Raw genomic sequence first — 26,210 nt, 5'->3', positions numbered from 1 at the left:
ATATCCCCCCTCTATTCTTTTACAAGTTTTGTCAGATATTCATCGTCAGCTATAAACGGAACGGTGATGTGACCGTCGCTTCTCTTGCGGTTGAACTCTCCGACTGTTGAAAGCGCGTTTTCGTTCCTTGCCCATGCGCGTCTGGCAACTCCGCTGATAACATCCCAGCTCAAAGAGGCTTTAATTATGCTGTCTACCCTCTCGCTTCCGTCAAGCACAAGGCCGAAGCCGCCGTTTATGGATTTGCCTGTCCCTACTCCTCCGCCGTTATGCAGTGCGACCATGCTCATTCCCCTGGCGCAGTTTCCCGCAAAGCAGTGTATGGCCATCTCGCCCATTATGTTGCTTCCGTCTTTTATGTTGGAAGTTTCGCGGTAGGGTGAATCGGTTCCGGATACGTCGTGGTGGTCTCTTCCGAGCATTACAGGTCCTATCTCTCCCGTACGGACCATCTCGTTGAACTTAAGTGCGATGCGCACCCTGCCCTCTTCGTCCTGATACAGTATCCTGCACTGGGTACCAACAACGAGTTTATTTTTTTCTGCGTCCCTGATCCATGCCCAGTTGTCGTGATCCTGGAACCTGCGGCTGGGATCAATGCAGTCCATAGCGGCTTTGTCTGTCTTCCTGAGGTCTTCAGGATCGCGGCTCAGACAGCACCAGCGGAAGGGACCGTAGCCGTAGTCGAAAAGGAGCGGGCCCATAATGTCTTCTACATATGAGGGGAAGACGAACCCCTCATATGTATCTACTCCGTTTTTGGCTATTTCGGTGACTCCCGCGTCAAAGACGGCCCTCATAAAGGAGTTGCCGTAGTCAAAGAAATATGTTCCTTTTTCTGTCAGCGCCTTGATCAGTTCATAATGTTTCCTTAGAGTCTTGTCTACGAGCCTGCAGAATTTTTCCTTGTCTTCTGTAAGCAGTCTTGTCCTCTCTTCGAACGAAATGCCCTGCGGGCAGTATCCGCCGTCGTATACTGCGTGGCATGATGTCTGGTCGGAAAGCAGTTCTATGTTGATATTATTGTCCAGCGCGAACTGCAGAAGGTCGACGATGTTGCCCTCGTATGCGATCGAAAGTGGCTTGCCCTCATTCATTGCTTCCCTTGCCCATTTGAAGGCCTCAGGAAGATCCCTGGTCCTCCTGCTGACCCATCCCTGGCTGTGCCTTGTGTCTATGCGGGAAGGGTCAACCTCAGCGACGATCGACGCAGCTCCAGCGATTTCTGCTGCTTTTGGCTGCGCTCCGCTCATTCCGCCAAGTCCGGAAGATACGAAAAGGTGTCCTGCGAGACCTTTGCCTTCAGGAAGGTGGAATTTGCTCCTGCCGGCGTTGAGGAGTGTGTTATATGTTCCGTGGACGATTCCCTGAGGACCTATGTACATCCATCCGCCTGCCGTCATCTGTCCGTAATTCGCAACTCCGAGTGCTGCTGCCCTCGTAAAATCTTTTGGGTTGTCAAACATGCCTACCATAAGTCCGTTAGTCAGTATTACCCTCGGAGCCCCAGGATCGGAACGAAAAAGGCCCAGAGGATGTCCTGACTGAACGACCAAAGTCTGATCAGGTGTAAGTATTTCAAGGTATTTCTTTATCAGCCGGTACTGCATCCAGTTCTGGCATACCTGTCCCGTCTCTCCGTATGTTACAAGTTCGTATGGATAGAGAGCTACGTCAAAGTCCAGGTTGTTGTCGATCATTACCTGGAATGCCTTGCCTTCTGTGCATTTGCCCCTGTATTCATTGATCGGCTTGCCGTAGAGTCGTCCCTGAGGCCTGAAACGGTAACCATATATGCGTCCGTGCTCGCGATATTCCTGCAGAAATTCCGGAGCTATCTCTTTGTGGTATTTTTCAGGTATGTAACGAAGCGCATTTTTAAGAGCCAGTACCGTTTCTTTATCGTTCAGTACCTGTCCCCTGTTTGGAGCTCTTCTGATCCCCTGCTCGAATTCCGCTTTGGGCGGGAGACCTTCCTGAAAGTCCAGTGTGATCTCGAGTGCTTTTCCTGTTTTTGGATCAAACATGCTAGGTCAACTCCATTCATAATGATTTCTAATATCATGTGATATTTATCTTGACTAAGATAAATATCTGATTATACTAATTGTAACGCAAAGATTTAGGAATGGAAAGTATTAAAGCTGTGAAATATGATAAATATCTAACAGTAAAATGATTCATCTTAATACCATGATTATAGCACCACAGAACCAGGACATCAGCATCTAAACAATAAAAAGGGGGATTTTGTAATGAACTCAAATTCAGTAGTTTTAGACGGAAAATCTCTTACTATTAGCGATATTGTCAACGTTGCAAGAAATGGTTACAAGGTAGAGCTTGACCCCGGGGCAGAAAAACTTATATCAGAATGCGCTGATTCGGTCAAGGAATGGGTGAACGAAGGACGCGTTGTTTATGGCGTGACCACAGGCTTCGGAGACTTGGCATCCGTGGTCATTCCTCGTGACCAAAGCCGCCAGCTCCAGGAAAATCTGCTTATGAGCCATGCATGCGGTTTTGGAGAAGCGCTTCCGGAAGATTACGTCAGGGCAATAATGCTCCTCAGGATCAATACACTTACAAGAGGATATTCGGGTATTAGCCTTCAGACTCTGACCCAGCTTGTCAACTATCTCAACATGGGCATCCATCCGGTGATACCGCGCCAGGGATCGGTAGGAGCAAGCGGCGACCTCTGCCCTCTTTCACATCTTGCCATCACACTGATAGGTCTTGGAGACGTCGTTTATAAAGGCAAAAAAATGCCGACCCTTGAGGCGCTCAGCATTAACGGGCTTAAGCCGGTCGATCTGATGCCTAAAGAGGGACTTGCCCTTAACAACGGTACTACTGTCATGACAGGCATAGGAACTCTTTGCCTTTATGATGCAAAGAGACTGATGAAGAATGCTGACATTGCTTCAGCTCTCTCAGCGGAGGCCCTTCACGCTGTCCCATACGCCTTTGACAGACGCACACACGATCTGCGTCCACAGGTCGGGCAGAGCATCGTTGCAGAAAACATGAGAAGGCTTACCGAAGGCAGCGAGATAATCGAAACATACAAAAAGGACAGAGTGCAGGACGCTTACTCTCTGCGCTGCCTCCCCCAGGTCCATGGGGCAAGCAGGGACGCTCTTTCGTATGTTGAGACCGTATTAAACATCGAGATCAATTCAGTGACCGACAACCCGATCATTTTCCACCAGGACGGAGAGGCGATCAGCGGAGGCAATTTCCATGGACAGCCCATAGCCATGGCTATGGATTTCTTCGGCATTGCTGTAGCTGAGATAGCTGACATATCAGAGAGACGTGTGGCAAGACTGGTAGACCACAAACTGTCTGATCTTCCACCTTTCCTTGTTGCAGAGAGCGGACTTAACAGTGGGTTCATGATCCCTCAGTATACCGCTGCTGCAATAGTTTCTGAAAATAAAGTCCTGGCACATCCTTCATGTGTGGACTCCATCCCTACCTCTGCTGGACAGGAAGACCACGTTTCAATGGGCGGCTACAGCGCAAGAAAAGCACTTACAATATTGAACAACACTACACGCGTGATCTCAATAGAGATGCTGAACGCTGCACAGGGCATCGATTTCAGGGCTCCCCTGAAACCGGGGCGTGGTACATCTGTTGCTTATAAGGCGTTCCGCAGGGAAGTCCCATTCTACGCGAAGGACCAGTATATGCAGCCACTTATGCTTAAATCTCTTGAACTGGTGACTGATGGCACTATAATTGATGCAGTCGAGAAAGAGATCGGCGAGCTGAAGTAAAAAATATCAAACTTTATCAAATACAGGGAGGAATGAGTATGGCAATGCAGTTGATCGAATGTGTGCCGAACTTCAGTGAAGGAAGGCGCCCGGAAGTCATTGAAAAAATAGTTGATTGTTTTAAGGATAAAAGAGGGGTTTACCTTCTCGACCATCGCGCTGACGAAGACCACAACAGGTTGGTCATAAGCCTTGTCGGAGCTCCTGCGCCCATTCAGGACGCACTGATAGAAGCCGCAAAGACTGCACTTGAAAATATCGACATGAACTCCCATCAGGGTGGACATCCAAGGATCGGAGCAATTGACGTTGTACCCTTTACCCCAATAAAGGGGATATCAATGGAAGAGTGCATAAAGCTTGCCCACGATTTCGGGGAGCGTTATTTCAAAGAATGTGGGATCCCTGTCTACTTTTATGAAGATGCAGCCAGGCGACCGGAAAGAAAACGCCTGGAGGTCATCCGCAAGGGACAGTATGAAGTCCTTAAGGAAGAGGCAAAAACGAAAGAAGAAAGAATGCCTGATGTGGGCGGACCCGGACTCCACCCTACGGCCGGAGCCACAGTCATTGGAGCCCGCAAGTTCCTTGTTGCGTTCAACGTCAACCTTGACACAACTGACCTGGATGTTGCCAAAAAAATCGCAAACACAGTAAGGGCATCGTCCGGCGGTTTCTGTCACGTAAAGGGCATAGGCCTTGCACTTGAGGAACGCGGTATCACCCAGGTCAGCATGAACCTTGTAGATTACGAAAAGAACTCGCTCTACAGGGTGCTTGAAATGATAAGGATGGAAGCCAGAAGATGGGGCGTACAGGTCATTGAGACCGAGGTATACGGAATGATCCCTGTAAACGCCATACTTGAGAGTGCTGCGTACTACATGCAGATCAATGACTTCGATCCCGCACAGGTGCTGGAGCTCCAGCTCCTTGAACTGATGGGAGAGAGGGCGGAATGACAGTAAAACTATACAGGAACGCAAGGGTATTTACCCCGCTTGATTCAGGACACCCTCTGAGGGGCAAAGAGCAGGGAAAGATAAAGGAGTATAGCCGGGGAGCCATTCTTACAGTCAATGGCCTGATAGAGGCCATAGGAGACGAAAAAGAAGTACTTAATGGGCTGTCTTCCCCGTCTTTTGTCAATGAAGAGAGAGACATGGAAGGAGCCTGTGTGATACCCGGATTTGTAGACCCGCACACTCATCTCTGTTTCGCAAAGAGGCGCGAGGACGAGTTCAAGATGAGACTGGACGGACTCCCCTACCTCGAGATACTCAAGCGCGGGGGCGGCATACTTTCATCTGTAAAGGCAGTAAGATCCGTTACAGAAGAAGAGCTCTTCTGTAACACAAAAAAACTTGCCATGTCAGCTCTTGCAAAAGGTACGACAACGGTTGAGATCAAGAGCGGTTACGGACTTGACCTCGAACTGGAGTTGAAGATGCTCTCGGTTATTAGTAGGATATCAAGAGAGACCCCGCTTGATGTTATCCCGACGTTCATGGGTGCACATGCTGTTCCTGCTGAATACAAGGAAAGACCTGACGATTTTGTTGATCTCATAATCAACGAGATGCTCCCAAAGGTAAAAGATCAGGGAATAGCGGAGTTCTGCGACATATTCTGCGAAGAGGGCGTTTTTTCTGTAGACCAGAGCAGGAAGATACTCAAAGCGGCGAAGGCTTTGGGATTTGAAATGAAGATACACGCCGATGAAGTCCACGATCTGGGCGGAGCCGGACTTGCTGCAGAACTCGGAGTAAGGTCTGCAGAGCACCTCCTTGCCGCAAGCGAAGAGAACCTTCGTGCTATGGGACATGCCGGATCTATAGCGGTACTTCTTCCGGCGACTGCCTACAGCCTGAAAAAGCCCTACGCCAGAGGCAGGGAAATGATAGACTGGGATGTCCCGGTAGCACTTGCTACGGACTGCAACCCCGGATCCTGCTTCTGTGAGTCGGTGCCATTCATATTCGGTCTGGGTGTAATGAATATGAACATGACTATAGAAGAAGCTCTTGTCGCCTCAACACTGAATGCGGCATACTCAGTCAACAGGCAGCATAAGGTCGGAAGCCTTGAACCCGGCAAACAGGCAGATTTCCTTGTCCTTGACGGAGAGACACCAACAACGCTGGCCTATCATGCGGGAAGCACCTCAGTGCTTGAAGTCCACAAACTGTCCGAACGCGTAGCCTAATAAAAAACTGTCAAATTATAAAAATAATGAGTTGGGCCTGAGATAGGCTCGACTCATTATTTTATACACCTATTTACCCAACATTTAAAATTTGATCCCTGTCCCTATTTTTTGATTTAACTATTGATCCCCCATTGATTTCCAACAGATTTGCAATTGAATCCCGCCGGAATAATTTCCGGCAGCCTCTCATAAATCTTCAGCAGATGAACATGGAGTCCCCGAACGAGAAGAAGCGGTATTTAAGATCGACAGCTTCGTTGTATGCCTCCATGATTCTGTCATATCCGCCGAAAGCGGAAACCAGCATAAGCAGCGTGCTTTTCGGCAGATGATAATTCGTTATCAGAGCATCGATGACCCTGAAGTTGAACCCGGGTGTGATAAAAAGTCTTGTGTCAAGAATTCCCGGCCTGATTTCACCGTAGTGCATGGCGAAGGATTCAAGAGTCCTTACGACCGTGGTCCCTACAGCGATCACACGGCCTCCGCTCATTTTTGTTTCTGCAATTTTTCGGGCAGTAATGTTTGATATTTCGCATAGCTCACTGTGCATTATATGTTCAGATAAGTTCTCTGTTTTAACAGGACGGAAAGTGCCCAGTCCAACCTGCAGCGTAACAAAAGCCTCATCTACGCCCATTGTCCTGATCTCTTTCAGGAGTTCCTTCGTGAAATGAAGCCCCGCTGTGGGCGAAGCGACGGAATTTTCCTTTTCAGGTTTGGAATATACGGTCTGGTAGCGCTCAGGCTCCGCATGAGTCTCAGTGATATAGTGCGGAAGCGGCGTCGTGCCGTATTTGTGTATGATCGCAAAAGGATCTGCAGAAGGGGCGAAATAAACATTCCTTACCCCGTCTTCAAGCCTTTCGCCTACTACTATCTCCACGTCCTCTCCCAGCTGGACATGTGTTCCCTCTTTAAGTTTTCTGCCTGGCCTTACGAGAGCTGTCCACATATTTGGTTCAGCAGCCGGAGAGAGGAAAAAGATCTCCACTTCCGCTTTGCTATTTTTTTTGATCCCCGGGACACGTGCCGGAATCACCCTTGTATCGTTGAGTACAAGCAGGTCACCTTTTCTAAGATGATCCTTGATATCTCTGAATATTTTGTGTTCTCTTGTCCCTGAATCTTTATGAAGGACCAGCAGCCTTGATGAATCTCTCGGTTCTACTGGGTCCTGTGCGATAAGTTCTTTGGGAAGATAGTAATCAAATGTTGAAGTCTTTGAAAAATCCGGTACGGTAATGTCCAAAATATCCTTCCTCACTGTCCTATTGTTGTTCCGGGGAAATAATATTCGAGTATCTGTGCGAATGTCCAGCCTTTTTCTGCCATAGTTTTTGCCCCCCACTGGGACATGCCGACCCCGTGTCCGGAGCCCCTTCCGAATATAGTTACGCTTTGACCGGAGGCAGGAGCCATTGAAAGGTCCGGAGAGTATTTTATCTCGGGTATCCCTGTTGTTTCAGCCAGATCCACATCAGTACTTTCAGAGGGTTGCTCTGGCATTGGAAGGCGTCCCTCTGCTCTGGCTATTCCTTTTTCTATGAATAGGTCGTAATCATCGGGCTTTGAGAGGATCTCCATCAGCTCAAGTGTGGTAAAGACCCTTTTCTTGGTGAGCCAGATCAGCTTCTCTTCCTCATCTTCAGGCATTTCGGATAGGTCTATCTTTTCGGTCACTGTCACTGCTGAGGACTTATTAATGTTTTTCTTTGGTAACGGTGAAAGAGGCAGTGATCCGCGCTCCTCGTTTATGTAAGGTGAACGGGCCCCAAATTCGAACAGAGTGCTTTTTATCTTGCCAGCTCCGACAAGGTTTCTGAATGTATAGCCCGAAATGGCCTTGGTTCCTCCTGTGCCTTTGATCTCCATTTTCAGTATCCTTCCGGATTCATCCCTTTTGAGAGGTGTGATAGAATGTATAGTTCCAATATTTATACCATTACCGATAAGTTTTGACTCGATTAAGGACATGTGCAAGCTGATCTCCCAGATAGTGTTTGGGCCAGAATAAGCAAATGGCTCTGCCTTTGGTTCGAGGTAAGGGATATCCCCTCCCCATACGTTGCCTGAAGAAGTTACCATCCCTCCGCTGTCCGAATGGTAATAGACACTGGCAGGGCTTCCATTCCATCTGAGTATAAGCCCGGAAGTCTCTTCGATCGCCCTGTCAGCGATCCGGTCTTCACCTGATATGCCTTTGTAAACCTGGCAGTGATATCCGTCGCAGAGGTCGTCTTCTCCATGTTTGCCTCCTGCACGGACAGCAAAGGTCCTTGCAAGGATGCACTGAGCTTTGAGCGCTTCGATGTGCCACTTGGGACTCATTTCGGCCTTTATCACGCCGCGAAGGTATTGTTCAATATCTACAATGTTGGATACCTTGAATCCATTTGATGAATTTTTAAATATCAAGGAGCCGTGATAAGCATTTCCGTTATACCCCATAGGGAAATCAGCGACTGCCTTTAAAGGCATTCTGAAAGTGTTGCTTCCGACAGATATTTCTCCGCTGGCTCTTTTTTGGATGGTCAAAGTTCCGGAAAGGACGATCTCTTTCCCATCCGGGTCGGTGAATTTTATCCCTGTCCCGGAAAGTGATCCGCTTGAAGCGCTTTTTTCCAGGAGAACAGAAACTTCCTTTATCACGGGATATGCCTCAGAGGGATGGAAAAAAAGAGAAATGATAAGAATTAAAAATATGGGCAGTTTTTTCAATGCTTCCACCTGGAAAAGATGTTTAGGATTATCGTGATTATTACGCTTATCAAAAGCATCGTGCCAAATGGGGCAAATACAGTGAGGTTTTTCTTCTGGTAAGTTATATCTCCCGGAAGGCTGCCGAACGGCAGATTAAAACGCCCTGCAAGCAACAGGACAATTCCTGCGAAAGTTATGACAAGTCCTGCTGCAATAAGCATTTTGCCTATTTGTTGCATTCAATCTCTTCCTCTGACAAAAGCTGCATCTGCTGGTACTGAACAAAATGTGGAGAAACGGGTATCCCAAGATAATCCCAGGTGTTTCGGGTCGCTTTTCTTCCTCTTGGGGTCCTCTCCAGGAGTCCCTTCTGTATCAGGTAGGGTTCGTATATATCTTCGATCGTCTGGGTATCTTCGTTCAGGGCCGCCGCAAGGGTTGAAAGTCCCACCGGCCCGCCATCGAAAAGTTCGACCAGCGCCATTAGGAACTTTCTGTCGCCTTCATCAAGTCCTTCTGAATCAACGCCTAGCATGTCCAGTGCAAACTTGGAAAGCTCCCTTTCCACAATGGCCACTTTCTTCACTTCAGCGACGTCCCTCACCCTTTTAAGGAGCCTCAGGGCAACACGAGGCGTTCCACGTGAACGAAGTCCAATTTCGACAGCTGCCTCATCAGATATATTTACACCAAGGACATCTGCTCCGCGTTTTACTATAGAAGTAAGCTCGTCTGGCGAATAAAGGTGAAGCTGTTCAACTATGCCGAATCTTGCCCTTAAAGGAGAAGTCAGGAGTCCAAGCCTTGTTGTTGCCCCAATAAGGGTGAATTTTGGAAGAGAGAGCCGTATGCTTCTTGCGAGCGGTCCCTTTCCCACTATTATCGAAAGGGAAAAATCTTCCATTGCTGGATAGAGTATCTCCTCAATGTGAGCAGACATCCTGTGTATTTCGTCAATAAAGAGGACATCGTTGGGCTGGATGTTGGAGAGTATTGCAGCAAGGTCCCCTGCCCTTTCAAGAGCGGGTCCGGTCGTCACGCGCAGGTTGCCCTTCATTTCCTTCGCGATTATCCCTGCAAGAGTCGTCTTGCCAAGGCCTGGAGGTCCGTAAAAAAGCGTGTGGTCAAGAGGCTCGCTTCGCTGGAGGGATGCTGTCATGAAGATGGTAAGTTTGTCCTTCAGTCCGCCCTGTCCGATAAATTCATCAAGCGCCTGAGGGCGCAGTGTGAAGACCTCATCCTCTTTATCATTTTTTATTTTTTCTATGAGTTTGTCATTGTTATCGATCATAATTTGCCCTCATCATTTTTCTTTCAGTTCCTTCGAAGCAGGCTCAGTGAGGCTTTAAGGAGTGCTTCCTCTGTCCATGAGGCTTCATGGCCTGCCTCGGTCCTGGACTTTGATATCGCGCGGACTGCTTCTCCCTGGGTGAAACCTAGCCCTGTGAGGGCTTCCATAACGAAACTGTCCGAGACGTGATCTTTTTGTCCCTGTTCACCAAAGCTTTTGATGTCACTGAATTTCTTCGAGATCTTATTTTTCAGTTCGAAGCATATGCGTTCTGCCCTCTTTGCACCCAGACCCGGAACTGTAAGCATTGCGCTGCTTCCCGATGCTATCGCCTGCAGGATCTGTTCTGCATCGAGGTGTCGCAGGAGCGTTACGGCAAGCTTGCCTCCTACCGTCTTGACCTGGAGAAGTTCCAGAAAGAGCAGTCGCTCACGCTCGTCAGAAAACCCGAAAAGATTTATCCCAGCATCGCTTACCTGCATGTAGGCGAAGCAGAAAAGATCCTCTAAGAGAGAGGCCTGAGACATGAGAGACCTGGATGAGAACACCTCAAGGCCAAATCCAGAGACCTCAAGTGTTATGCTTTCATCACCTATGGATATAACTTTGCCTCGAAGTGAATTGATCATTTTCAGTATCCCTTCAGTATATTTCTGTCGAATGATGACATAGAAAGTCCTGCAATAGCTACCGCCAATGCATCCGCAGCGTCATCGGGGGTGGGGTTTTTCTCCAGCCCGAGAAGGTTTGCAACCATACCCTGCACCTGTCCCTTCTCTGCAGCGCCGTAACCGCAAACAGCGAGCTTGACTTCTGAAGGCTTTATCTCATAAGGCTCAAGTCCCATCTGGGCTGCAAAAAGCAGTATGACTCCCCTTGCCTGCCAGACCATTTCAGCAGTCGTGATATTCCTTCCGAAAAAAAGTTTTTCCACTGCTATTATATCGGGCGGATACTCACCCGCCTTTTCTTTCAGTCCATCGTAAAGCAAAGAAAGCCTTTTTGTAAGGGAGAGCGTGGATGGGGTCCTCACTACTCCGTAACTTTCACATACAAGCCTGTCACCGTACTGGGTAACCACTCCGTATCCCATTGTGCCGAGCCCCGGATCTATGCCCAGGGCTCTCACACCATTATTATTTGTATTTTCAGCCGTCGATCTCAGCAAGGATCTCGTCCGGTATGTCGAAGTTGGCGTATACAGCCTGAACGTCGTCGTGTTCCTCGAATCTTTCAACCAATGAAAGGAGTTTGGTTGCATCAGCCTTGTTTGTTATAGAAACGGTATTTTGAGGCACCATTTCAACTTCAATCGATTCTATTTTGTATCCTGAGTTTTTTAGTGTTTCTGCAACACCTGACAGGACAGAAGGGTCGCATGTTATCTCATATCCGTCCTCTTCCGAAGTTACGTCATCAGCGCCGGCTTCGATCGCAGCCATCATTATCTCTTCTTCGTCGATGCCTTCTCCTGTGACCTCTATTATCCCTTTGCGGTCAAAATTCCATGCGACACATCCAAGTTCACCTATTGAACCGCCTGTTTTCGTAAAAAGTGAACGCATTTCCGGAGCTGTTCTGTTGCGGTTGTCTGTTAACGCTTGTACCATGACTGCTACTCCATTGGGCCCGTATCCTTCGTAAAGGATCTCTTCAAATATTGCGCCGTCAAGTTCACCAGTGCCCCTTTTGATCCCTCTTTCGATGTTGTCGACAGGCACGTTGCCTGCTCTTGCTCTGTCTATTGCAACTTTAAGTCTGAAATTTGCGTTGGGGTCACCGCCGCCCGCCTTTGCTGCTGCGATGACGTTCTTAACAAGTTTCTGGAAAGCCACCCCTTTCTTTGAATCCTGAGCGGCTTTACGATGCTTGATATTTGCCCATTTTGAATGTCCTGACAAAAAAATCACCTCATAATTTACAAGTTAGACTACCTCTATCAGAGAGTAGTTATTTACTTAATACTTTTTGGTATCAAAGCCATTGGAGCAAATTTTCTTTTATGTTCCGATCTTGCAATGGCTTTATCGACCTTTTGTTTCACTCTATCTTCAGCTTCGCCTGTGGCGAGATAATTGTCCAGTTCTTCGTATGTCAGCCCCATTTCTGATTCATCTGTCTGCCCTGCCCAGAGGCCGGCAGTCGGAGGCCTTTTGATTATGTTTGGAGGGACCCCCAGATGCAGTGCAAGGGCTCTAACCTCCCCTTTCAGAAGGTCAGACATCGGCAGGAGATCAACGCCTGAATCACCGTATTTTGTGAAATATCCGTACATTATCTCATCCCTGTTCCCACCGCCGCATACAAGATAACCGTTTTGCTGAGCTATTGAGTAAAGGGTAGCCATCCTTAGCCGGGGTTTGATATTTGCAGAAGGGAGAGTTCCCAGATCAAGCCCTTCTTCCTTTATGGAAGATATCATCTGATCATAGGTCTTTGTTAAGTCAACTTTGTATTTCCTTATCCCAAATATAGCTGCAAGTTCAAGAGCATATTCTTCATCAACGGGCTGGCTGTGGCATGGCATAATCACGCCTACAACATTCTCTTTTCCAAGAGAACGGCAGAGCAGACCGGCCAGCACAGCAGAATCTATCCCGCCGCTGATCCCAAGGACTGCACCTTTTGCACCTGCTGTTCTGAAATGCTCTTTTATCCATTCTGTAAGATATTCCGTAACTTTTTGTGGATCCCTGTAGACAGACAAGCGGCAACGCCTCGCTTTGTATTTATGTAATGAGAACTATGACGCGATATATTCTAACATAAAGTATGCATCAAGGTCTAAATGCAAATAGGGCAGAAATAAGCGGAGACCCGGAGTTCTCCGGATCCCCGCTCATTGAGAGATAAAAATTATTTATTTATAAATTACCTATACTTGCGACCATTACTGCCTTGATCGTGTGCATGCGGTTCTCTGCTTCGTCGAACTGCCTTCCGTAACGGGATTCAAAGACTTCTTCCGTGACCTCATAGCCTTTTACGGCGGGCAGACAGTGCAGGAAAATCATATTGTCATTGCCTGTTGCCTTGATAAGGTCCATGTTTACCTGGTAAGGCTGCAGGATGGCCTTTCTCTCTGCAAGCTTTTCCTCTTCGCCCATGGATGCCCATACATCGGTGTAGATTACATCTGCGTCCTTTACTGCAGCCTTGGGGTCGTCAGTTATCTCTATCGTGGCTCCGGACTCGCACTCTTCTGCCATTTTTTTGCATTCCTCTACCAGTGCAGGATCAGGGAAGAGTGATTTCGGTGCACCTATGACGAAATGCATTCCCATCTTTGCAGCGCCTATCATCAGTGAGTTGGCCATATTATTGCGTCCGTCACCGACATAGACAAATTTGATCCCTTTGAGTTTGCCAAAATTCTCACGAACTGTAAGGAAATCTGCCAGTATCTGTGTGGGATGGTATTCGTCTGTAAGTCCGTTCCATACCGGAACACCAGAATATTTGGCAAGGTCTTCCACGACCTTCTGGCTGAATCCGCGGAACTCTATTCCGTCAAACATGCGTCCAAGGACTCTTGCTGTGTCAGCAACATCTTCCTTGTGACCAAGCTGTATGTCATTTTTCCCAAGATACTCCGGGTGTGCCCCTTCATCAATGGCCCCAACAGTAAATGCACAGCGAGTACGGGTCGAGGGTTTCTCAAATATCAGGGCTACGTTCTTGCCTTCCATGAGGTTGCCTTTGATCCCTGCTCGTTTTTTATTTTTGAGATCAGCGGAGAGATCCAGAAGATATTCTATCTCCTGGGGGGTGTGGTGCTTTAGTGATAGCAGGTGTCTGTTGCGAAGATTGATTGCCATGGATACTCCTCCTTGAATTTTAGTTAAATATTAGCGGAAAATATAACTCCGATTGCCTTAAGAAAAATCAGCTATTCTACTGGGTCTCTGTTCAGAGGCATGGTCATGCATCTTGGACCGCCTCTGCCTCTTCCGAGTTCAGGACCGTTCAGCTCAAGGACCTCTATGCCGTTCTCTCTCAAAAGTCTGTTCGACATTAGGTTTCTGTTGTAAGTGACTACCTTTCCCGGTGCCACTGCCAGTGTGTTGCAGCCGTCATGCCACTGCTCTCTGTCTGTCTCTGCCTGATCCTTCCCCTTCATCTCGATGACTCTTATCTTATCGAACCCGAGTTCTTTTGCTATAGCTTCTTTCCAGTTGTGTGCCTGCTTTATGGAGAGAAGTGTTCCGTTATCGTCATAGTCCATCTCCCAGACCTTGAGTACCTTGATGACAGTCGGGAATATTGTGAAAGCATCTTTGTCTACCATTGTGAATACTGTGTCCAGATGCATGCAGTAACGCTCTCTAGGAATCTCAAAAGCAAAGATCTTTCTTATATGGGTGTTCAGTGCAAGCTTTTTCCCTATTCTCTGTACAGTTGTGGGTGCAGTTCTCTGGCTTACACCGATAGCCATGGCGCGGTCAGAAAGTACCAGCAAATCTCCCCCCTCGACCTTGTGCGGCCATATTTCATCCGGAGCATCTCCGAAGAGGATGTTTATGCCTTTGAACCGGGGATGGTGATTTGTAATATATTTCCAGTAAAGAGGCTCTCTTCTGCGAACTTCATAGGTCATCTGGCCTATAACGATGCTGCATCCTACTGTAATAGCCGGGTCTCTCTGGAAATAAAGGTTTGGGATCGGATGGATTACGAAATCTCCTCCGTTTTCAACTTTAGATATGAGGCTTAATGATGATTTGAATAATGAAGAGGCTTCTTTTTTGCTGTAACCGCTTATGAGGTGTGAGGCAAGATCGATAGAGGGGAGATCCATAAATACTTCAGCAAGTCCTTCAGAAAGGTGACGGTCCAGACACTCAAGCATAAAAACTGATTTGATCAATGATTCTCTAACTTCTTTGTCTTCAAGCACTTTTGCGAGGCATTCGTTGAAATAGAGTACTTCACATCCCTCTCGTCGGAGTATGTCGGCAAATTCATCGTGCTCGCGCTGAGCCTGCTCAAGCCAGATAAGATCGTCGAAGAGAAGGTCGCTCATGTTATTGATGGTAAGTCGGTTAAGTTCATTTCCAGGCCTATGAAGCATTACCTGTTTGAGCGCCCCGGTTTCGGAGAAAACACAAAATGGTTTATCTTGGCACATAATTACACCCCCCGGTAAATTTTTTAAAATAGCTTCAGCAACGCTTGGCTTAAAAAAAAGCAGCAATAACAGGGTTATGGGTTAATATATGTTGCAAAAATTGAATGGCAGGGCCTAACGTACTAACCATAAAAAAATTATATCACAAATAAAAATCAACTTAAAGCCCCTAAGAGTTCAATTTTCAAGATATAATGTGTTATTTTGCAACAAGGCTATCAGAGTCGCTTTATCTCTTCGATAAGTCGCTTTTTTAGGTTCTCGGAAGTATCGTTGCAAATCGCCTTTCCCTTGCGGAAGATCACAAAACCATCAGGGGTGCCAGCAATGCCAAGGTCGGCACATGCAGCCTCCCTTGGTCCGTTCACCTCACATCCCATGACTGCTATCGTTGTTCCATCCTTAATGTTTTTAGGCAAAAGGGCGGTCACCTCTTCCACAAGTTTTGCAACGTCGATTCTTTTGCGTCCGCATGTGGGGCAGCTTATCAGGTTGTACCCGCGTTCCCTTATCTCCAAAGAGCCAAGGATATGGTAGCCTACCTTGACTTCTTCGACAGAGGGGCCAGTCAGGCTTACCCGGATGGTGTCCCCTATTCCCTGGGCAAGCATCACTGAGATCCCGGCAGCTCCTTTTATGATACCGGCAGTTCCGGCTCCTGCCTCAGTAATGCCAATGTGTATGGGATATGGATATTTTTGTGACAGGAGGAAGTTTGCTCTTACTGTTTCAACAACTGAACTGGATTTAGCAGAAATGATAATATCCTCAAAAGAGCAGTCTCTTAGGATATTTACCTGTTCATCGACTGCGAAGGCAAGTGCCGCCGACCTGTCGCCCTTTGTATGTTCCAGCTGCGCTTTGCTTACGGAACCTCCGTTTGCACCTATGCGTATTACAGCACCTAAACTTTGGGCCAGCTTTATTACATCTTCTGTGCCCTTCCTGTCGCTCATATTCCCTGGGTTAATGCGGATCGATGGACAGCCTGCTTCCAATGCCGCAATAGCAAGCCTGTGGTTGAAATGGATATCTGCCATGATCGGAACAGGCGACATTGAATTGAGTAATTTCATATTATCTGCCAAAGCAAGATCGGGAAGCGACACCCTTACCAGTTCGCATCCTTCATTTGCCAGAGCAGCGCACTCCAAGGCGCACTCATCAATGTTGGAAAGCGGAGTTTTTATCATGCTTTCAACTCGTACAGTTGAGTTGCCGCCAATAGTCAGACCTTTGATCTCAACTCTTTTTCTGCTGCCCATATTTATCGCCCGCCAGTTTATTTGATAAATAGTCTGATAATGTCTTTTCCTGTTACAAGGATTATAAGGGAGATGAGTATTATAAATCCGCCGTAATGGATCAGGGATTCCCATTTTTCAGGGACCTTTCTTCCTGTGATCATCTCTGCAAGTATGAATATTATCCTTCCGCCGTCAAGAGCCGGGAAAGGCAATAGGTTTAGAAGACCGAGATGGAGGTTGATGACGCCTAGGAAAGCAATGAAAGACCATATTCCCTGTTTAAGTGCGTCACCTGCCATTACGGCTATGCCAACAGGCCCGACTACGTCAGACTGGACCTTTCTGGTAAGTACCATCCAGAGACCTCTGAGTATCTCAACCCCCATGTTCCACGAATAGCCCAGGCTCTTTTGAAGCGCGACGTAAACGGGATAAGTTATCCTTCCGGGTTGTACTCCGAGCAGACGTCCTCCGTGAGCCGGGTCAACAGGGATGTCAATGTCGAGATTGAGGGTCTGTTCTCCCCTCTCCACGGTGACATGAAAATGATCGCCGATGACATCCTTATTTTGTATAGTCTCCCTGATATCCGACCATTTATTCAGTTCTTTTCCATTTATAGATTTTATTACATCTCCGGACTCCATGCCGGCGGAGTAGGCAGGTGTTCCTTCCATGATCTTCCCTACCAGAGGTCTTTCAAGATCCATCACACCGTGACCAGTGAGCAGGGCGGCAGTAAGGAGCCATGCCAATATCAGGTTCACACAGGCTCCTGAAGCCAACACAAGAAGCCTTTCCCATGGTTTTTTTGAAGAAAGCGAACGCGAAGGGTCATAACCGTCAGGTTTAGGGGCTTCCTCTGATGCGTCCTCCCCTTCTAGCCTGACAAACCCCCCTATGGGGAAAGCTCTGACAGACCAGAGGGTCTCACCCTTTTGCCTGCTCCACACAGCAGGTCCCATACCGAATGAAAACTCATGGATCAGTACATCTCTCCATTTGGCAGAGAGGTAGTGGCCGCCTTCGTGTGATACCACACAGATAGAAATTACAATTAGAAAAGAGATGATACTTATCAAAAGTGATGCCTCCATTTTTTACACAGTTCCCTGGCGATCCTCTCGCCTGTGCTTACTAAGGCTATAGCTTCATCAAGAGTTTCGGGGGAAGCCGAAACCGATTTGGCAAGAGTCTCCTCAATTATCTGTGAAATTGCCGTGAATGGTATGGTCCTTTCCAGAAAAGCCTGTACTGCGGCTTCATCGGCTCCCACAAGGAGAGATGGATATGCTCCTCCCATCTCGCCTGCTTTGAAGGCTATACTAAAACATGGGAAAAGGGAACCGTCAATTTCCCTAAACTGCAGATCCCATTTTTCAGGCTCAATAAAATCAAGTCCGGAAGAGACAAGGTCCAGTCTGTCCGGCCATGCAAGCGCTGCTGCTGCAGGAAGGCGCATGTCAGGTTGAGAGACAAGCATCTTCATTGTTCCGTCTATGAAAAGGACAGCGCCGTGTACCTGTGACTTTGGATGGATGAGTGCGCTGACCTTATTGGCAGGAAGTCCGAAGAGCTGCATCGCTTCGATGCATTCGATTCCCTTGTTCATCAATGTCGCGCTGTCCACTGTTATTTTGGGCCCCATTTTCCATACGGGATGAGAGAGAGTCTCTTCGAGTGTGACTCTTTCAAACATTTCTTTTGAGTGATCCCTGAAGGGGCCTCCTGATGCGGTAAGCCAGATCTTTGCTATCTCATGCTTATGATCTTCCCTGAGACACTGCCAGACGGCACTGTGTTCGCTGTCTACCGGCCTCAGCTGATCTTTACGTTTTACAAGCGGCATTACCCACGGACCGGCGACAACGATGCTTTCCTTGTTTGCCAGGGATACATCCTTGTCTTCTTTCAGTGCTGTCTGAAGTGCTTTTATGGCTGATACGCCCGATGATGCGAATACAACATGGTCAACATCAGGGTCTGAGGCTATCTCGCAAAGGGCATCTTCACCGGTCATGCAATCAAAGCCATCTGTCTTGAATTTGCCTAAAAGAGGTTTAGTCAGGCAAAGCTTTTTAGCATTATAAATCGAAGCAAGTTCCAAAAGTTTGCCCTGATTGCTTTGAGCTGCCAAAGCAACAACATCAAAGCGTTCAGGGAACCTTCTGCAAATATCTAAAACTGCCCCGCCCACACTTCCAGTAGCTCCAATTACTGCTAATCTGATCTTTGGAAAAGGACTCACCATATCAACCTATGAGTTCAAATATAACGAAAGCGAGAGTGCCGTTCACGAGGATGCTGTCAAATCTGTCTAAGAATCCTCCGTGTCCGGGTATCAGCGATCCGGTGTCTTTGACTCCTGCCTCTCTCTTAAGTACTGATTCTCCGAGGTCGCCAAGCTGTCCGGCAACTCCGCAGAGGAGTCCCATCAACAGCAGCGGAAGGGGCGGAAATGAGAATATCAGAGCGAGCAGGCCTCCGCACAGGAGACTGGCGGCTGTTCCTCCGAAAAATCCCTCCCATGTTTTTTTGGGGCTGATTTTTTCACACAGAAGGTTCCTTCCCAGGCGGCTTCCCACAATATAAGCGGCAACATCGCAGCTCCATGTGCAGAAAAAGAGGGTGATCAAAAAGAGAGATCCAAGCTCCCTGGAACGTATAAGTATCATAAAGGACCATGGCAGGATGACATATGCTATCCCGACTATCGTTGCCCCCATGTTCTCAAGTGCGAAACTCTCGGCGCTTACCTGACGGCGAACTATCTCAAGAAAAAGAGCTACAAAGACGATAGATGAAATGGAACATAGTATTGCTGTAAGACTCATTTCAGAGGAAGCTCCAATCAGGATGAAAGCTCCGGATACCATGATGAGCCATGGTGAAATGTCGTGCTTCGTGGATAATAGTTTGTAGAACTCCCATAGAGAGATCATTGCCACGACGAAGACAAGAGCATTCCAGACATGCCCTCCTTTCAATATCCCTCCGAGTATTAAAAGTACGATGAAGATGCTGCTGAAAGCTCTTAAAGGAAGATCCGGTATAGATGTCAGAAAATTATCAGGCTTTGCCATAACGTCTTTCCCTCCTGTAGTAATCGGCTATTGCCATTTCCAGATCAGGCTTGCCGAAGTCGGGCCAATATTTATCTGTAAAATAATATTCGCTGTAACTGCCCTGCCATAGCCAGAAATTGCTCATCCTGAGCTCTCCGCTGGTCCTGATGAGAAGGTCAGGGTCAGGAAGATCAGGCAGGTAAAGGTACTGACGGAAAACGTCTTCTGTCACCGGCAGCGATACCCCATCCCCGATCATTTTGTTCACTGCGTCGAGTATCTCCTGCCTTCCGCCGTAGTTCAGGCAGACAACAAGCTGCATTGAATCGTTGTTCCTGGTTTTTTGCTCGGCATCCAGAAGTATTTCCTGAATATCCTCAGAAAGCGCTGAGATGTTGCCTGCGAATCTGATCCTTGCGTTTTCTTGATTCAGCTCCTTAAGTTTTAACTTCAGGTAGTACTTGAGCAATCCCATTAGTCCAAGAACTTCGGATTTTGGTCTTTTCCAGTTTTCTGTGGAAAAGGCATATAGTGAGACACAGGGTATACCAAGTTCTTTTGCTGCGATGAGAGTTCTTTCGACAGCCTTTATGCCCTCTCTGTGGCCCAGAATGGCAGGGAGCCCCCTGGATCTTGCCCAGCGGCGGTTCCCGTCCATGATTATTCCAATGTGATTCAGTCTGTTCTCTTCCATCTGATCCTACCCGAATTTGATGTGGCTTAAATTACCGGTCTCCCTGACTATGTCCCACGATCTTTTTACTTCCTGTATGTCGATCCATGTAAGGTGCTTGGGGCTTCCCTCTTTAGAAGATGCGTTCCTTAAGAGATAGCTTGGGTGAAACATCGGCATCACAGCTTTTCCACGCCATTCAAACCATTTGCCCCTGATTTTTGTTATTCCCTCGTTGGTCTTCAATATCCATCTTGTTGGAGTGTTGCCGAGCAGAATGATCAGTTCGGGATCTATCAGCATTATCTGTGTCTGCAGATGCTGATCGCAAATTATCATTTCCTCGGGAGTGGGTATCCTGTTTTCTGGCGGCCTGCATTTTACTATGTTGGTTATGTAGACATCTTTCCTGTCTATTCCGCCGGCTGTAAGTATTTGCGTCAAAAGCTGGCCAGCCCTTCCTACAAAAGGGAGCCCCTGTTCGTCTTCATCTGCGCCGGGGCCTTCGCCTATAAACAGGAGCTTGCTGCGCTCGCTGCCGTCACCGAAGACCACTTTTGTTCTTGTTGCAGACAGAGAGCACCCATTGCACGAGAGCGCGCCTGCCTTAGCCTTTTCCCAAAGTATACCCCGTGCATTATCCTTTTCTTCGGCAGAGAGATCCGGAATTTTTTTTATCTCATCCATCAGATAAGCACCTCCGTTATTATTACATCGACATTTTTTACGTTGACCCCTGTAAAATACCTTACGCTTACAGCTGTCCTCTCCTTGACTAGCGTGGCAAGCGTGACGAAGTTCTTTTCACCCAGGCTTGCAGCTATCTTTATCGTAATGGAAAGGCTTTCTTCGTTCTCCGGGCTGACGTTGACTTCTACGACCCTTGCGACCTGTGCCGTTCTTCCTGCTATGAAGGTCACAAGATCTTCTATGGCCTCAGGTTCAATGTGGACTTCCCCATAAAAACTGAAGGGAGGTCTTACTATTGTCTTCTCGCCCTCGTGGTTGTCCTTAGATTTCCAGAAGACCCTAAGCTGACCGACAAGCTTGCCTGCAAAATTCTTCCTTACGAGGACATGAGAGACCGGTATAACGTGTTTTCCTTTAGTGAAGCGTTCTCTCCTGGCCTTGCTGATCTCTTCAGGCGCCGCAATTTCTTCTATCCTTATCACCCTTTCAGGAAGAGGGAGTTTCAGCTTTTTGATGATCCTCATCACCATGTCGTCAGATGTCGCGATTATCATAAGCGAGCACGGAGCCGCTTTTGAAAAAAAATTCATGACCTCATCGCGATGGTCGTCGAATTCAAAAAGGGCCCTCCTGATCGCGCTGATTTGGTTCCTTTCGGATTTTGCGCTTTTGCCGCATACTATGCTGCCCTTGTAAATAACAAGTCCGTCGTCGATTATATAATCTGCATCAACAATAGATGCTACCGACTGTGCCCTCTGGCTCTTGCCTGTCCCTGCAGCTCCCACAAAAGCATAGGTCGTGACCCGTTGGAGTTTCTCTTCTCTATTATGCTGATTCTTGCTCTCTTCCATCTGACCGCCCTCTCAAGAGCTAGGCAATAAGCTCTATGTCAGCTCCGAGGGATCTCAGTTTATCAACGAGACCCTCATAGCCTCTCCATACATGGTAAAGGTCGTGAACGGTAGTCGCTCCTTCGGCCGCCAGACCCATCAGTATAAGCGCGGCACCTGCCCTCAGGTTGGATGCGTGGACCTCGGTCCCGATAAGTTTACCTACTCCTGTGACTATTGCAGTCGAATCCTGAAGTTCGATCTTGGCTCCCATTTTTTTGAATTCGTTTATGTGAAGAAGTCTTGAGTCAAAAACGCTCTCATGTATTACGCTCGTTCCAGAAGCAAGGGCGAGTGCGGCCATCAGCTGGGGCTGTGTATCTGTCGGAAATCCCGGATAAGGCATGGTCTTGACAGGTATTCCGGTTAAAGTGCCGTTGCATTTGGCTGTGACCTCGTCCAGCATGATCTCTATCGTTGCCCCCGCCTCTTCAAGCTTAAGGAGTATGGCGTCAATGAGCCCTGAATCTATCCCTCTGACAGTCACGGCCCCTTTTGTAATTATCCCTGCTATGAGGTAAGTCGCGGCCTCTATTCTGTCAGGTATTATCTCAGCCTCGGCTGATCCGGCCTCCGGCCTGCCTGTGATCCTAATCGTCGGCGTGCCGTCTCCTTTGACGGGTATTCCCATAAGTCTCAGCACATCTGCCAGGTTTATTATTTCAGGTTCCTGGGCCGCATTTTCAATATAGGTGACTCCGTGAGCCAGAGCAGCGGCCATCATAAGATTTTCAGTTGCACCTACCGATGGGTAGTCCAGAGTTATCCTTTCTCCCTTGAGTTTTCCGGCGCTGGCGTAAACAGAACCACGGTTCAGGTCTATCTCCGCTCCCATTTTTGCAAGCCCTTTAAGATGGAAATCTATCGGCCGGCTTCCAAGGACGCATCCTCCCGGCAAAGGAAGGATAGCCTTGCCGCATCTTGCAAGGAGCGGGCCCAAAACCAGAGAGGATGCTCTCATCTTACGGACCAGTTCAGAAGGAGCGTCCCAACTCAGTTCTTCCGGGACATCTATCGTCATAAAATTATTTTTAAATTCTACTGTGATACCAATATGCCTGAGCAGGTCAGACATGGTATTAATATCATAGAGGTCAGGGACCTTTTTGAGGGTCAGTTTCTTTCCCTTCAGAAGTATCGATGCAGCCATTACCGGCAGGGCTGCATTCTTAGCTCCCTGCACGTCGACCGTACCGTAAAGAGGGGTCCCCCCCCTGATGATCATTTTATCCTCCAACAACAGTCACTCCAGTCCAAACTGATAGAAAATTACTTGCGGTCTTTTTCAAAATATTCCTTTAATGCATCAGCGATCTTTAATGAGGCTGTTCCGTCTCCGAATGGCTGGAACCTGCACTTATTTTCTATCTCCGTGAAATGATCTTTATTTTCAAGAAGTTCGATTGCGTTGGAATATATCTTTTCCCTGTCTACTCCGACAATGACCCCGCTGCCTTTTTCAACAGCCTCGGGGCGTTCTGTAACGTCCCTCAGGATCAGGACAGGCTTTTTGATCGCGGAAGCCTCTTCCTGTACTCCCCCGCTGTCGCTTAATATGAACATGGAAGCATTCATCGCCCATACAAAGTCCGGATAATCCAGCGGATCGCAGAGTATTACCTTTTCCCTATCCTCTAGATATTTTCTTATAGTTTCCCTGACAGAGGGGTTCCTGTGCATCGGGATGACCATCCAAAGCTCAGGATGAGCGTCCAGAAGCATCGTAAGAGCAGAACATATATCCTCAAGAGGCTCCCCCCAGGACTCTCTTCTGTGTGCAGTCACGAGAAGGAACGGAGCATCTTCTGGAAGTCTTGTGAGCTCAGGGCATAATGGTTTCGATGTGCTTTTTACTGTGTAATAAAGAGCATCTATCACAGTGTTGCCTGTAACAAGGATCATATCTTCCTGAGTACCCTCACATAGAAGGTTCTCTTTAGCAAGCTCAGTAGGAGCGAATGCCCATGTAGTTATCCTGTCAGTCAGTACCCTGTTCATTTCCTCAGGGAATGGGAGATGCATATTTCCGCTTCTGAGTCCTGCTTCAACGTGCCCAACGGGTATTTTCCTATAAAAACCTGCAAGGGCGGCGGCGAATGTAGTTGTAGTATCACCGTGTACCAGAACAGCGGCAGGCTCTAGACTGTCATAATACTCTCCTGCTCCTGTGAGTACTGAAGAAGTAATATGGTCCAGACTCTGTCTTTCCTTCATGATGTGAAGGTTTACATCAGCTGTTAGTTTGAAATGGCCAAGAGCCTGGTCCAGCATCGTAGAATGCTGTCCCGTAGCCAGTATCTTTACGTCAAAATAACCCTGGCTGCGCAGGGCTAGCACAACAGGCGCCATTTTTATAGCCTCGGGTCGGGTCCCAACCACACAGACCACAGTTTTACGGCTCATAGAAACATCCTCCTAAAATCAGTTCTTCCCCTGCTTATGTTAAGTTTACAATATTAACAGATTTGCACCGATACTAAAATAATTTAGTCCCAAGAAGGTGCAGTCCCATAAGTACCAGTACCAGATGTGCGATTCCCATTATCGACAGAGTCTGCAGTTTTGAAAAACCGCTGTCAAGAAGACGGTGGTGAGCATGTCCCCTGTCAGGAGAAAAGGGTGATTTTTTCGTCAAAAGACGCCTTGTCATTGCGACCAGAGTATCTATTACAGGTATCCCTCCAATAAAGAAGAGTACAGCCGCAAGGCTGAAAAATCCTTTTCCGAAGAGGTCCGGGAAAATGCTCCACGCAAGATGTGAAGCACATATATATCCTAAGAGGGTACTTCCTCCGTCACCCAGAAATGTCCTCGGCTGCGGGAAATTCCATAGCAGCACCCCGAATACCAGTCCTGCTACCGGCATCCATACAGCGGGGTTTCCTGCAAATATTGCGACAAGAGCGGTTATAAGAGTCATGGTAAGACAGAGGCCATCCATTCCGTCTATGAGGTTATAGGCGTTAGTGGTACCCGTTATCCAGAAAATAATCAACATTCGCTGCCATAGTGGAATAGGGAGAGCATAGGAAACCCACGCAGCCGCGGCCAAATGAAAAAAGAGTCTCATGACAGGAGGCAGCGGGTGCATGTCATCCATGTAGCCAACTATGAACACTATTGTCGCACCGGTAGCTATATAGGGTACTTCTACCCCGGGGTTGCCTACGAAAAGCGCCCAAAGCAGGTAACCGCTCCACAGCACAATGCCCGCACCGCGCGGCATGATGCTGTTGTGTTTTTTTCTGCCGCCGGGTATGTCCAGGAGCCTGAATTTTTGTGCAAGACCAATAGAAACAGGTGTTGCAATGAGTCCCCACAAAAAAGTCACCAGGGTGAAGAGATATATTGAAAACACAGGACCCGTCCTAATTTCTCATCATCTATTTTGTACCGAAAAGTCTGTCTCCTGCATCTCCAAGTCCAGGCACGATATAGCCGTGATCGTTCAGATGACTGTCGACCGCTGCGGTATAAATATCGACATCCGGGTGTTCCTCATGGAATCTCGCAATTCCTTCAGGAGCAGACAGCAGGGAAACGAGTGCGATCCTTTTACCGCCGTAACCCTTTATATGCGCTACCGCTGCAGCTGCTGATCCGCCTGTTGCAAGCATTGGATCTACAACGAAAATGTCTCTTTCAGAAATGTCTTTGGGCAGTTTGCAATAATAATCGACAGGCATCAGAGTTACAGGATCTCTGTAAAGTCCAATATGCCCCACTTTGGCATTAGGTATAAGCTTAAGGATGCCTTCGACCATTCCAAGTCCGGCCCTCAATACCGGCACAATGGCCAGCTTTTTGCCTGAAAGTGTGAATACCCTTGTCTTTGCAACAGGAGTTTCAATCTCTATCTCTTCAAGGGAGAGGTGCCTCGTTATCTCATATACCATGAGTCCTGCCACTTCCTGGACAAGATCCCTGAAATCCTTGGATGACGTGTTCTTGTCCCTCATGAGTCCAAGTTTGTGCCTTACAAGGGGATGATCCACAACAACTGTTCTTCCTCCTGCTGAATTAGATGAACATGTTGCTGAAGCGTTATCGGAGGCATGGTCTCTCTCAAAGGCTGTGATTTTGTCTATCCGGAAAGCGTGCCTTCCGCCTTCAAACTCTTCGTTAAGCCAAGTATCGACTATCTCTTTTGCAAGGCCTGATCCGGTCACCCTGCTTCCAATGGCCAGGACGTTTGCATTATTGTGCCTGCGGCTCATCGCGGCTGTGAAATGATCATGGCATAGAGCTGCCCTGATCCCTGCGACTTTGTTTGCGGTTATGCTCATCCCGATCCCGGTTCCACAGAAAAGGATCCCGAGATCCGCCTTATGGCTGGCTACTGTTTCGGCAGTCCTGAATCCGCAGTCGGGATAATCGACGCTGAGGTCTCCCGAAGAGGTCCCGCAGTCAATGATCTCATGTCCTGATGATGTAAGGTGTTCCTTGATCTCTTCCTTAAGTCCGTATCCCGCATGGTCAGCTCCCAGTGCAATTTTCATATATGATCCTCCCGAGAATAAGGT

25 protein-coding genes are annotated in these 26,210 nt (G+C 47.8%); 3 read left to right on the top strand and 22 right to left on the bottom strand.

What is annotated here, in order from left to right; genetic code table 11:
* Positions 1-11: 11 nt before the first annotated feature.
* On the bottom strand, positions 12-2,027 hold the full coding sequence (locus CVV54_00900; GenBank protein PKL05410.1) for a urocanate hydratase: 2,016 nt from the start codon (positions 2,025-2,027) through the stop codon (positions 12-14).
* Positions 2,028-2,255: 228 nt separating this feature from the next.
* Here CVV54_00900 and hutH point away from each other — a divergent pair, with 228 nt between their 5' ends.
* Genes hutH through CVV54_00885 form a run of 3 tightly spaced genes read left to right on the top strand, consistent with a single transcriptional unit; the run spans position 2,256 to position 5,994 of the window.
* Positions 2,256-3,788 (top strand): histidine ammonia-lyase, encoded by a 1,533-nt coding sequence (hutH, locus tag CVV54_00895; protein ID PKL05409.1) that lies wholly within the window; start codon positions 2,256-2,258, stop codon positions 3,786-3,788.
* A 38-nt stretch (positions 3,789-3,826) separates the two neighbouring features.
* Entirely contained in the window at positions 3,827-4,750 is a 924-nt protein-coding gene (ftcD, locus tag CVV54_00890; protein PKL05408.1) for a glutamate formimidoyltransferase, read from the top strand.
* The gene (locus tag CVV54_00885; GenBank protein ID PKL05407.1) at positions 4,747-5,994 is read left to right on the top strand and encodes an imidazolonepropionase; all 1,248 of its coding nucleotides are present in this window, start codon (positions 4,747-4,749) and stop codon (positions 5,992-5,994) included. The genes ftcD and CVV54_00885 overlap by 4 nt, the downstream gene beginning before the upstream one ends.
* Before the next feature lie 199 nt (positions 5,995-6,193).
* Here the strand turns inward: CVV54_00885 and CVV54_00880 are convergent, their stop codons facing one another.
* From CVV54_00880 to CVV54_00780, 21 genes are all read right to left on the bottom strand, one after another.
* Positions 6,194-7,243, bottom strand: coding sequence for a tRNA preQ1(34) S-adenosylmethionine ribosyltransferase-isomerase QueA (locus tag CVV54_00880; GenBank protein ID PKL05612.1), 1,050 nt, complete (start codon positions 7,241-7,243; stop codon positions 6,194-6,196).
* Positions 7,244-7,260: 17 nt separating this feature from the next.
* Positions 7,261-8,448: a hypothetical protein gene (locus CVV54_00875; protein ID PKL05611.1), complete on the bottom strand. Its 1,188-nt coding sequence runs from the start codon at positions 8,446-8,448 to the stop codon at positions 7,261-7,263.
* 266 nt (positions 8,449-8,714) lie between these two features.
* Positions 8,715-8,939, bottom strand: coding sequence for a DUF2905 domain-containing protein (locus CVV54_00870; protein PKL05406.1), 225 nt, complete (start codon positions 8,937-8,939; stop codon positions 8,715-8,717).
* The gene (locus tag CVV54_00865) at positions 8,927-9,991 is read right to left on the bottom strand and encodes a Holliday junction branch migration DNA helicase RuvB (GenBank protein PKL05405.1); all 1,065 of its coding nucleotides are present in this window, start codon (positions 9,989-9,991) and stop codon (positions 8,927-8,929) included. The genes CVV54_00870 and CVV54_00865 overlap by 13 nt, the downstream gene beginning before the upstream one ends.
* Before the next feature lie 23 nt (positions 9,992-10,014).
* Positions 10,015-10,620 carry a Holliday junction branch migration protein RuvA gene (locus CVV54_00860; GenBank protein ID PKL05404.1) on the bottom strand — a complete coding sequence of 202 codons (606 nt, stop codon included), beginning with the start codon at positions 10,618-10,620 and terminating at the stop codon, positions 10,015-10,017.
* A gap of 2 nt (positions 10,621-10,622) precedes the next feature.
* On the bottom strand, positions 10,623-11,252 hold the full coding sequence (locus CVV54_00855; protein PKL05403.1) for a crossover junction endodeoxyribonuclease RuvC: 630 nt from the start codon (positions 11,250-11,252) through the stop codon (positions 10,623-10,625).
* A complete protein-coding gene (locus tag CVV54_00850) occupies positions 11,140-11,892 on the bottom strand; it encodes a YebC/PmpR family DNA-binding transcriptional regulator (protein ID PKL05402.1) in 753 nt (250 codons plus the stop codon). Before CVV54_00850 ends, CVV54_00855 begins: the two co-directional genes overlap by 113 nt.
* 53 nt (positions 11,893-11,945) lie before the next feature.
* Complete coding sequence (gene nadE, locus CVV54_00845) at positions 11,946-12,698, bottom strand: NAD(+) synthase (protein PKL05401.1); 753 nt, start codon at positions 12,696-12,698, stop codon at positions 11,946-11,948.
* Between the two features lie 157 nt (positions 12,699-12,855).
* Positions 12,856-13,809, bottom strand: a complete 954-nt coding sequence (gene argF, locus CVV54_00840) for an ornithine carbamoyltransferase (protein ID PKL05400.1) — start codon at positions 13,807-13,809, stop codon at positions 12,856-12,858.
* 71 nt (positions 13,810-13,880) lie between these two features.
* Positions 13,881-15,119: an arginine deiminase gene (locus CVV54_00835; protein PKL05399.1), complete on the bottom strand. Its 1,239-nt coding sequence runs from the start codon at positions 15,117-15,119 to the stop codon at positions 13,881-13,883.
* 218 nt (positions 15,120-15,337) lie between these two features.
* Positions 15,338-16,384 (bottom strand): 1-hydroxy-2-methyl-2-(E)-butenyl 4-diphosphate synthase, encoded by a 1,047-nt coding sequence (locus CVV54_00830; GenBank protein ID PKL05398.1) that lies wholly within the window; start codon positions 16,382-16,384, stop codon positions 15,338-15,340.
* Positions 16,385-16,401: 17 nt separating this feature from the next.
* Entirely contained in the window at positions 16,402-17,463 is a 1,062-nt protein-coding gene (locus CVV54_00825) for an RIP metalloprotease RseP (GenBank protein PKL05397.1), read from the bottom strand.
* Entirely contained in the window at positions 17,445-18,617 is a 1,173-nt protein-coding gene (locus CVV54_00820) for a 1-deoxy-D-xylulose-5-phosphate reductoisomerase (protein ID PKL05396.1), read from the bottom strand. Before CVV54_00820 ends, CVV54_00825 begins: the two co-directional genes overlap by 19 nt.
* Before the next feature lies 1 nt (position 18,618).
* Complete coding sequence (locus tag CVV54_00815) at positions 18,619-19,449, bottom strand: phosphatidate cytidylyltransferase (protein PKL05395.1); 831 nt, start codon at positions 19,447-19,449, stop codon at positions 18,619-18,621.
* A complete protein-coding gene (gene uppS, locus CVV54_00810; protein ID PKL05394.1) occupies positions 19,436-20,125 on the bottom strand; it encodes a di-trans,poly-cis-decaprenylcistransferase in 690 nt (229 codons plus the stop codon). The genes CVV54_00815 and uppS overlap by 14 nt, the downstream gene beginning before the upstream one ends.
* 6 nt (positions 20,126-20,131) lie before the next feature.
* Positions 20,132-20,791, bottom strand: coding sequence for a uracil-DNA glycosylase (locus CVV54_00805; GenBank protein ID PKL05393.1), 660 nt, complete (start codon positions 20,789-20,791; stop codon positions 20,132-20,134).
* On the bottom strand, positions 20,791-21,648 hold the full coding sequence (locus tag CVV54_00800) for a hypothetical protein (protein ID PKL05392.1): 858 nt from the start codon (positions 21,646-21,648) through the stop codon (positions 20,791-20,793). The genes CVV54_00805 and CVV54_00800 overlap by 1 nt, the downstream gene beginning before the upstream one ends.
* A gap of 19 nt (positions 21,649-21,667) precedes the next feature.
* The gene (gene murA, locus CVV54_00795) at positions 21,668-22,912 is read right to left on the bottom strand and encodes a UDP-N-acetylglucosamine 1-carboxyvinyltransferase (GenBank protein PKL05391.1); all 1,245 of its coding nucleotides are present in this window, start codon (positions 22,910-22,912) and stop codon (positions 21,668-21,670) included.
* A 44-nt stretch (positions 22,913-22,956) separates the two neighbouring features.
* Entirely contained in the window at positions 22,957-24,090 is a 1,134-nt protein-coding gene (locus tag CVV54_00790) for a UDP-N-acetylglucosamine 2-epimerase (non-hydrolyzing) (GenBank protein PKL05390.1), read from the bottom strand.
* A 73-nt stretch (positions 24,091-24,163) separates the two neighbouring features.
* Positions 24,164-25,045: an undecaprenyl/decaprenyl-phosphate alpha-N-acetylglucosaminyl 1-phosphate transferase gene (locus CVV54_00785; GenBank protein PKL05389.1), complete on the bottom strand. Its 882-nt coding sequence runs from the start codon at positions 25,043-25,045 to the stop codon at positions 24,164-24,166.
* Between the two features lie 25 nt (positions 25,046-25,070).
* A complete protein-coding gene (locus tag CVV54_00780; protein ID PKL05388.1) occupies positions 25,071-26,186 on the bottom strand; it encodes an RpiB/LacA/LacB family sugar-phosphate isomerase in 1,116 nt (371 codons plus the stop codon).
* Positions 26,187-26,210: the final 24 nt, after the last annotated feature.

Source organism: Synergistetes bacterium HGW-Synergistetes-1 (assembly GCA_002839185.1).
In the GTDB taxonomy this organism is placed as follows: Bacteria; Synergistota; Synergistia; order Synergistales; family Synergistaceae; genus Caenicola.
This window is presented reverse-complemented; position numbering and strand designations above follow the sequence as displayed.

Coding starts and splice junctions, on each gene's coding strand:
- CVV54_00875 (PKL05611.1), bottom strand. CDS start 8,448: ATGGGGTATAACGGAAATGCTTATCACGGCTCCTTGATATTTAAAAAT.
- CVV54_00805 (PKL05393.1), bottom strand. CDS start 20,791: ATGGATGAGATAAAAAAAATTCCGGATCTCTCTGCCGAAGAAAAGGAT.
- CVV54_00820 (PKL05396.1), bottom strand. CDS start 18,617: ATGGTGAGTCCTTTTCCAAAGATCAGATTAGCAGTAATTGGAGCTACT.
- CVV54_00800 (PKL05392.1), bottom strand. CDS start 21,648: ATGGAAGAGAGCAAGAATCAGCATAATAGAGAAGAGAAACTCCAACGG.
- uppS (PKL05394.1), bottom strand. CDS start 20,125: ATGGAAGAGAACAGACTGAATCACATTGGAATAATCATGGACGGGAAC.
- CVV54_00780 (PKL05388.1), bottom strand. CDS start 26,186: ATGAAAATTGCACTGGGAGCTGACCATGCGGGATACGGACTTAAGGAA.
- CVV54_00855 (PKL05403.1), bottom strand. CDS start 11,252: ATGCAACCAAACTCCTTTCATTGGTTGAAAGATTCGAGGAACACGACG.
- CVV54_00865 (PKL05405.1), bottom strand. CDS start 9,991: ATGATCGATAACAATGACAAACTCATAGAAAAAATAAAAAATGATAAA.
- murA (PKL05391.1), bottom strand. CDS start 22,912: ATGATCATCAGGGGGGGGACCCCTCTTTACGGTACGGTCGACGTGCAG.
- CVV54_00790 (PKL05390.1), bottom strand. CDS start 24,090: ATGAGCCGTAAAACTGTGGTCTGTGTGGTTGGGACCCGACCCGAGGCT.
- CVV54_00825 (PKL05397.1), bottom strand. CDS start 17,463: ATGGAGGCATCACTTTTGATAAGTATCATCTCTTTTCTAATTGTAATT.
- CVV54_00885 (PKL05407.1), top strand. CDS start 4,747: ATGACAGTAAAACTATACAGGAACGCAAGGGTATTTACCCCGCTTGAT.
- argF (PKL05400.1), bottom strand. CDS start 13,809: ATGGCAATCAATCTTCGCAACAGACACCTGCTATCACTAAAGCACCAC.
- hutH (PKL05409.1), top strand. CDS start 2,256: ATGAACTCAAATTCAGTAGTTTTAGACGGAAAATCTCTTACTATTAGC.
- ftcD (PKL05408.1), top strand. CDS start 3,827: ATGGCAATGCAGTTGATCGAATGTGTGCCGAACTTCAGTGAAGGAAGG.
- CVV54_00900 (PKL05410.1), bottom strand. CDS start 2,027: ATGTTTGATCCAAAAACAGGAAAAGCACTCGAGATCACACTGGACTTT.
- CVV54_00860 (PKL05404.1), bottom strand. CDS start 10,620: ATGATCAATTCACTTCGAGGCAAAGTTATATCCATAGGTGATGAAAGC.
- CVV54_00830 (PKL05398.1), bottom strand. CDS start 16,384: ATGGGCAGCAGAAAAAGAGTTGAGATCAAAGGTCTGACTATTGGCGGC.
- CVV54_00835 (PKL05399.1), bottom strand. CDS start 15,119: ATGTGCCAAGATAAACCATTTTGTGTTTTCTCCGAAACCGGGGCGCTC.
- CVV54_00870 (PKL05406.1), bottom strand. CDS start 8,939: ATGCAACAAATAGGCAAAATGCTTATTGCAGCAGGACTTGTCATAACT.
- CVV54_00815 (PKL05395.1), bottom strand. CDS start 19,449: ATGGCAAAGCCTGATAATTTTCTGACATCTATACCGGATCTTCCTTTA.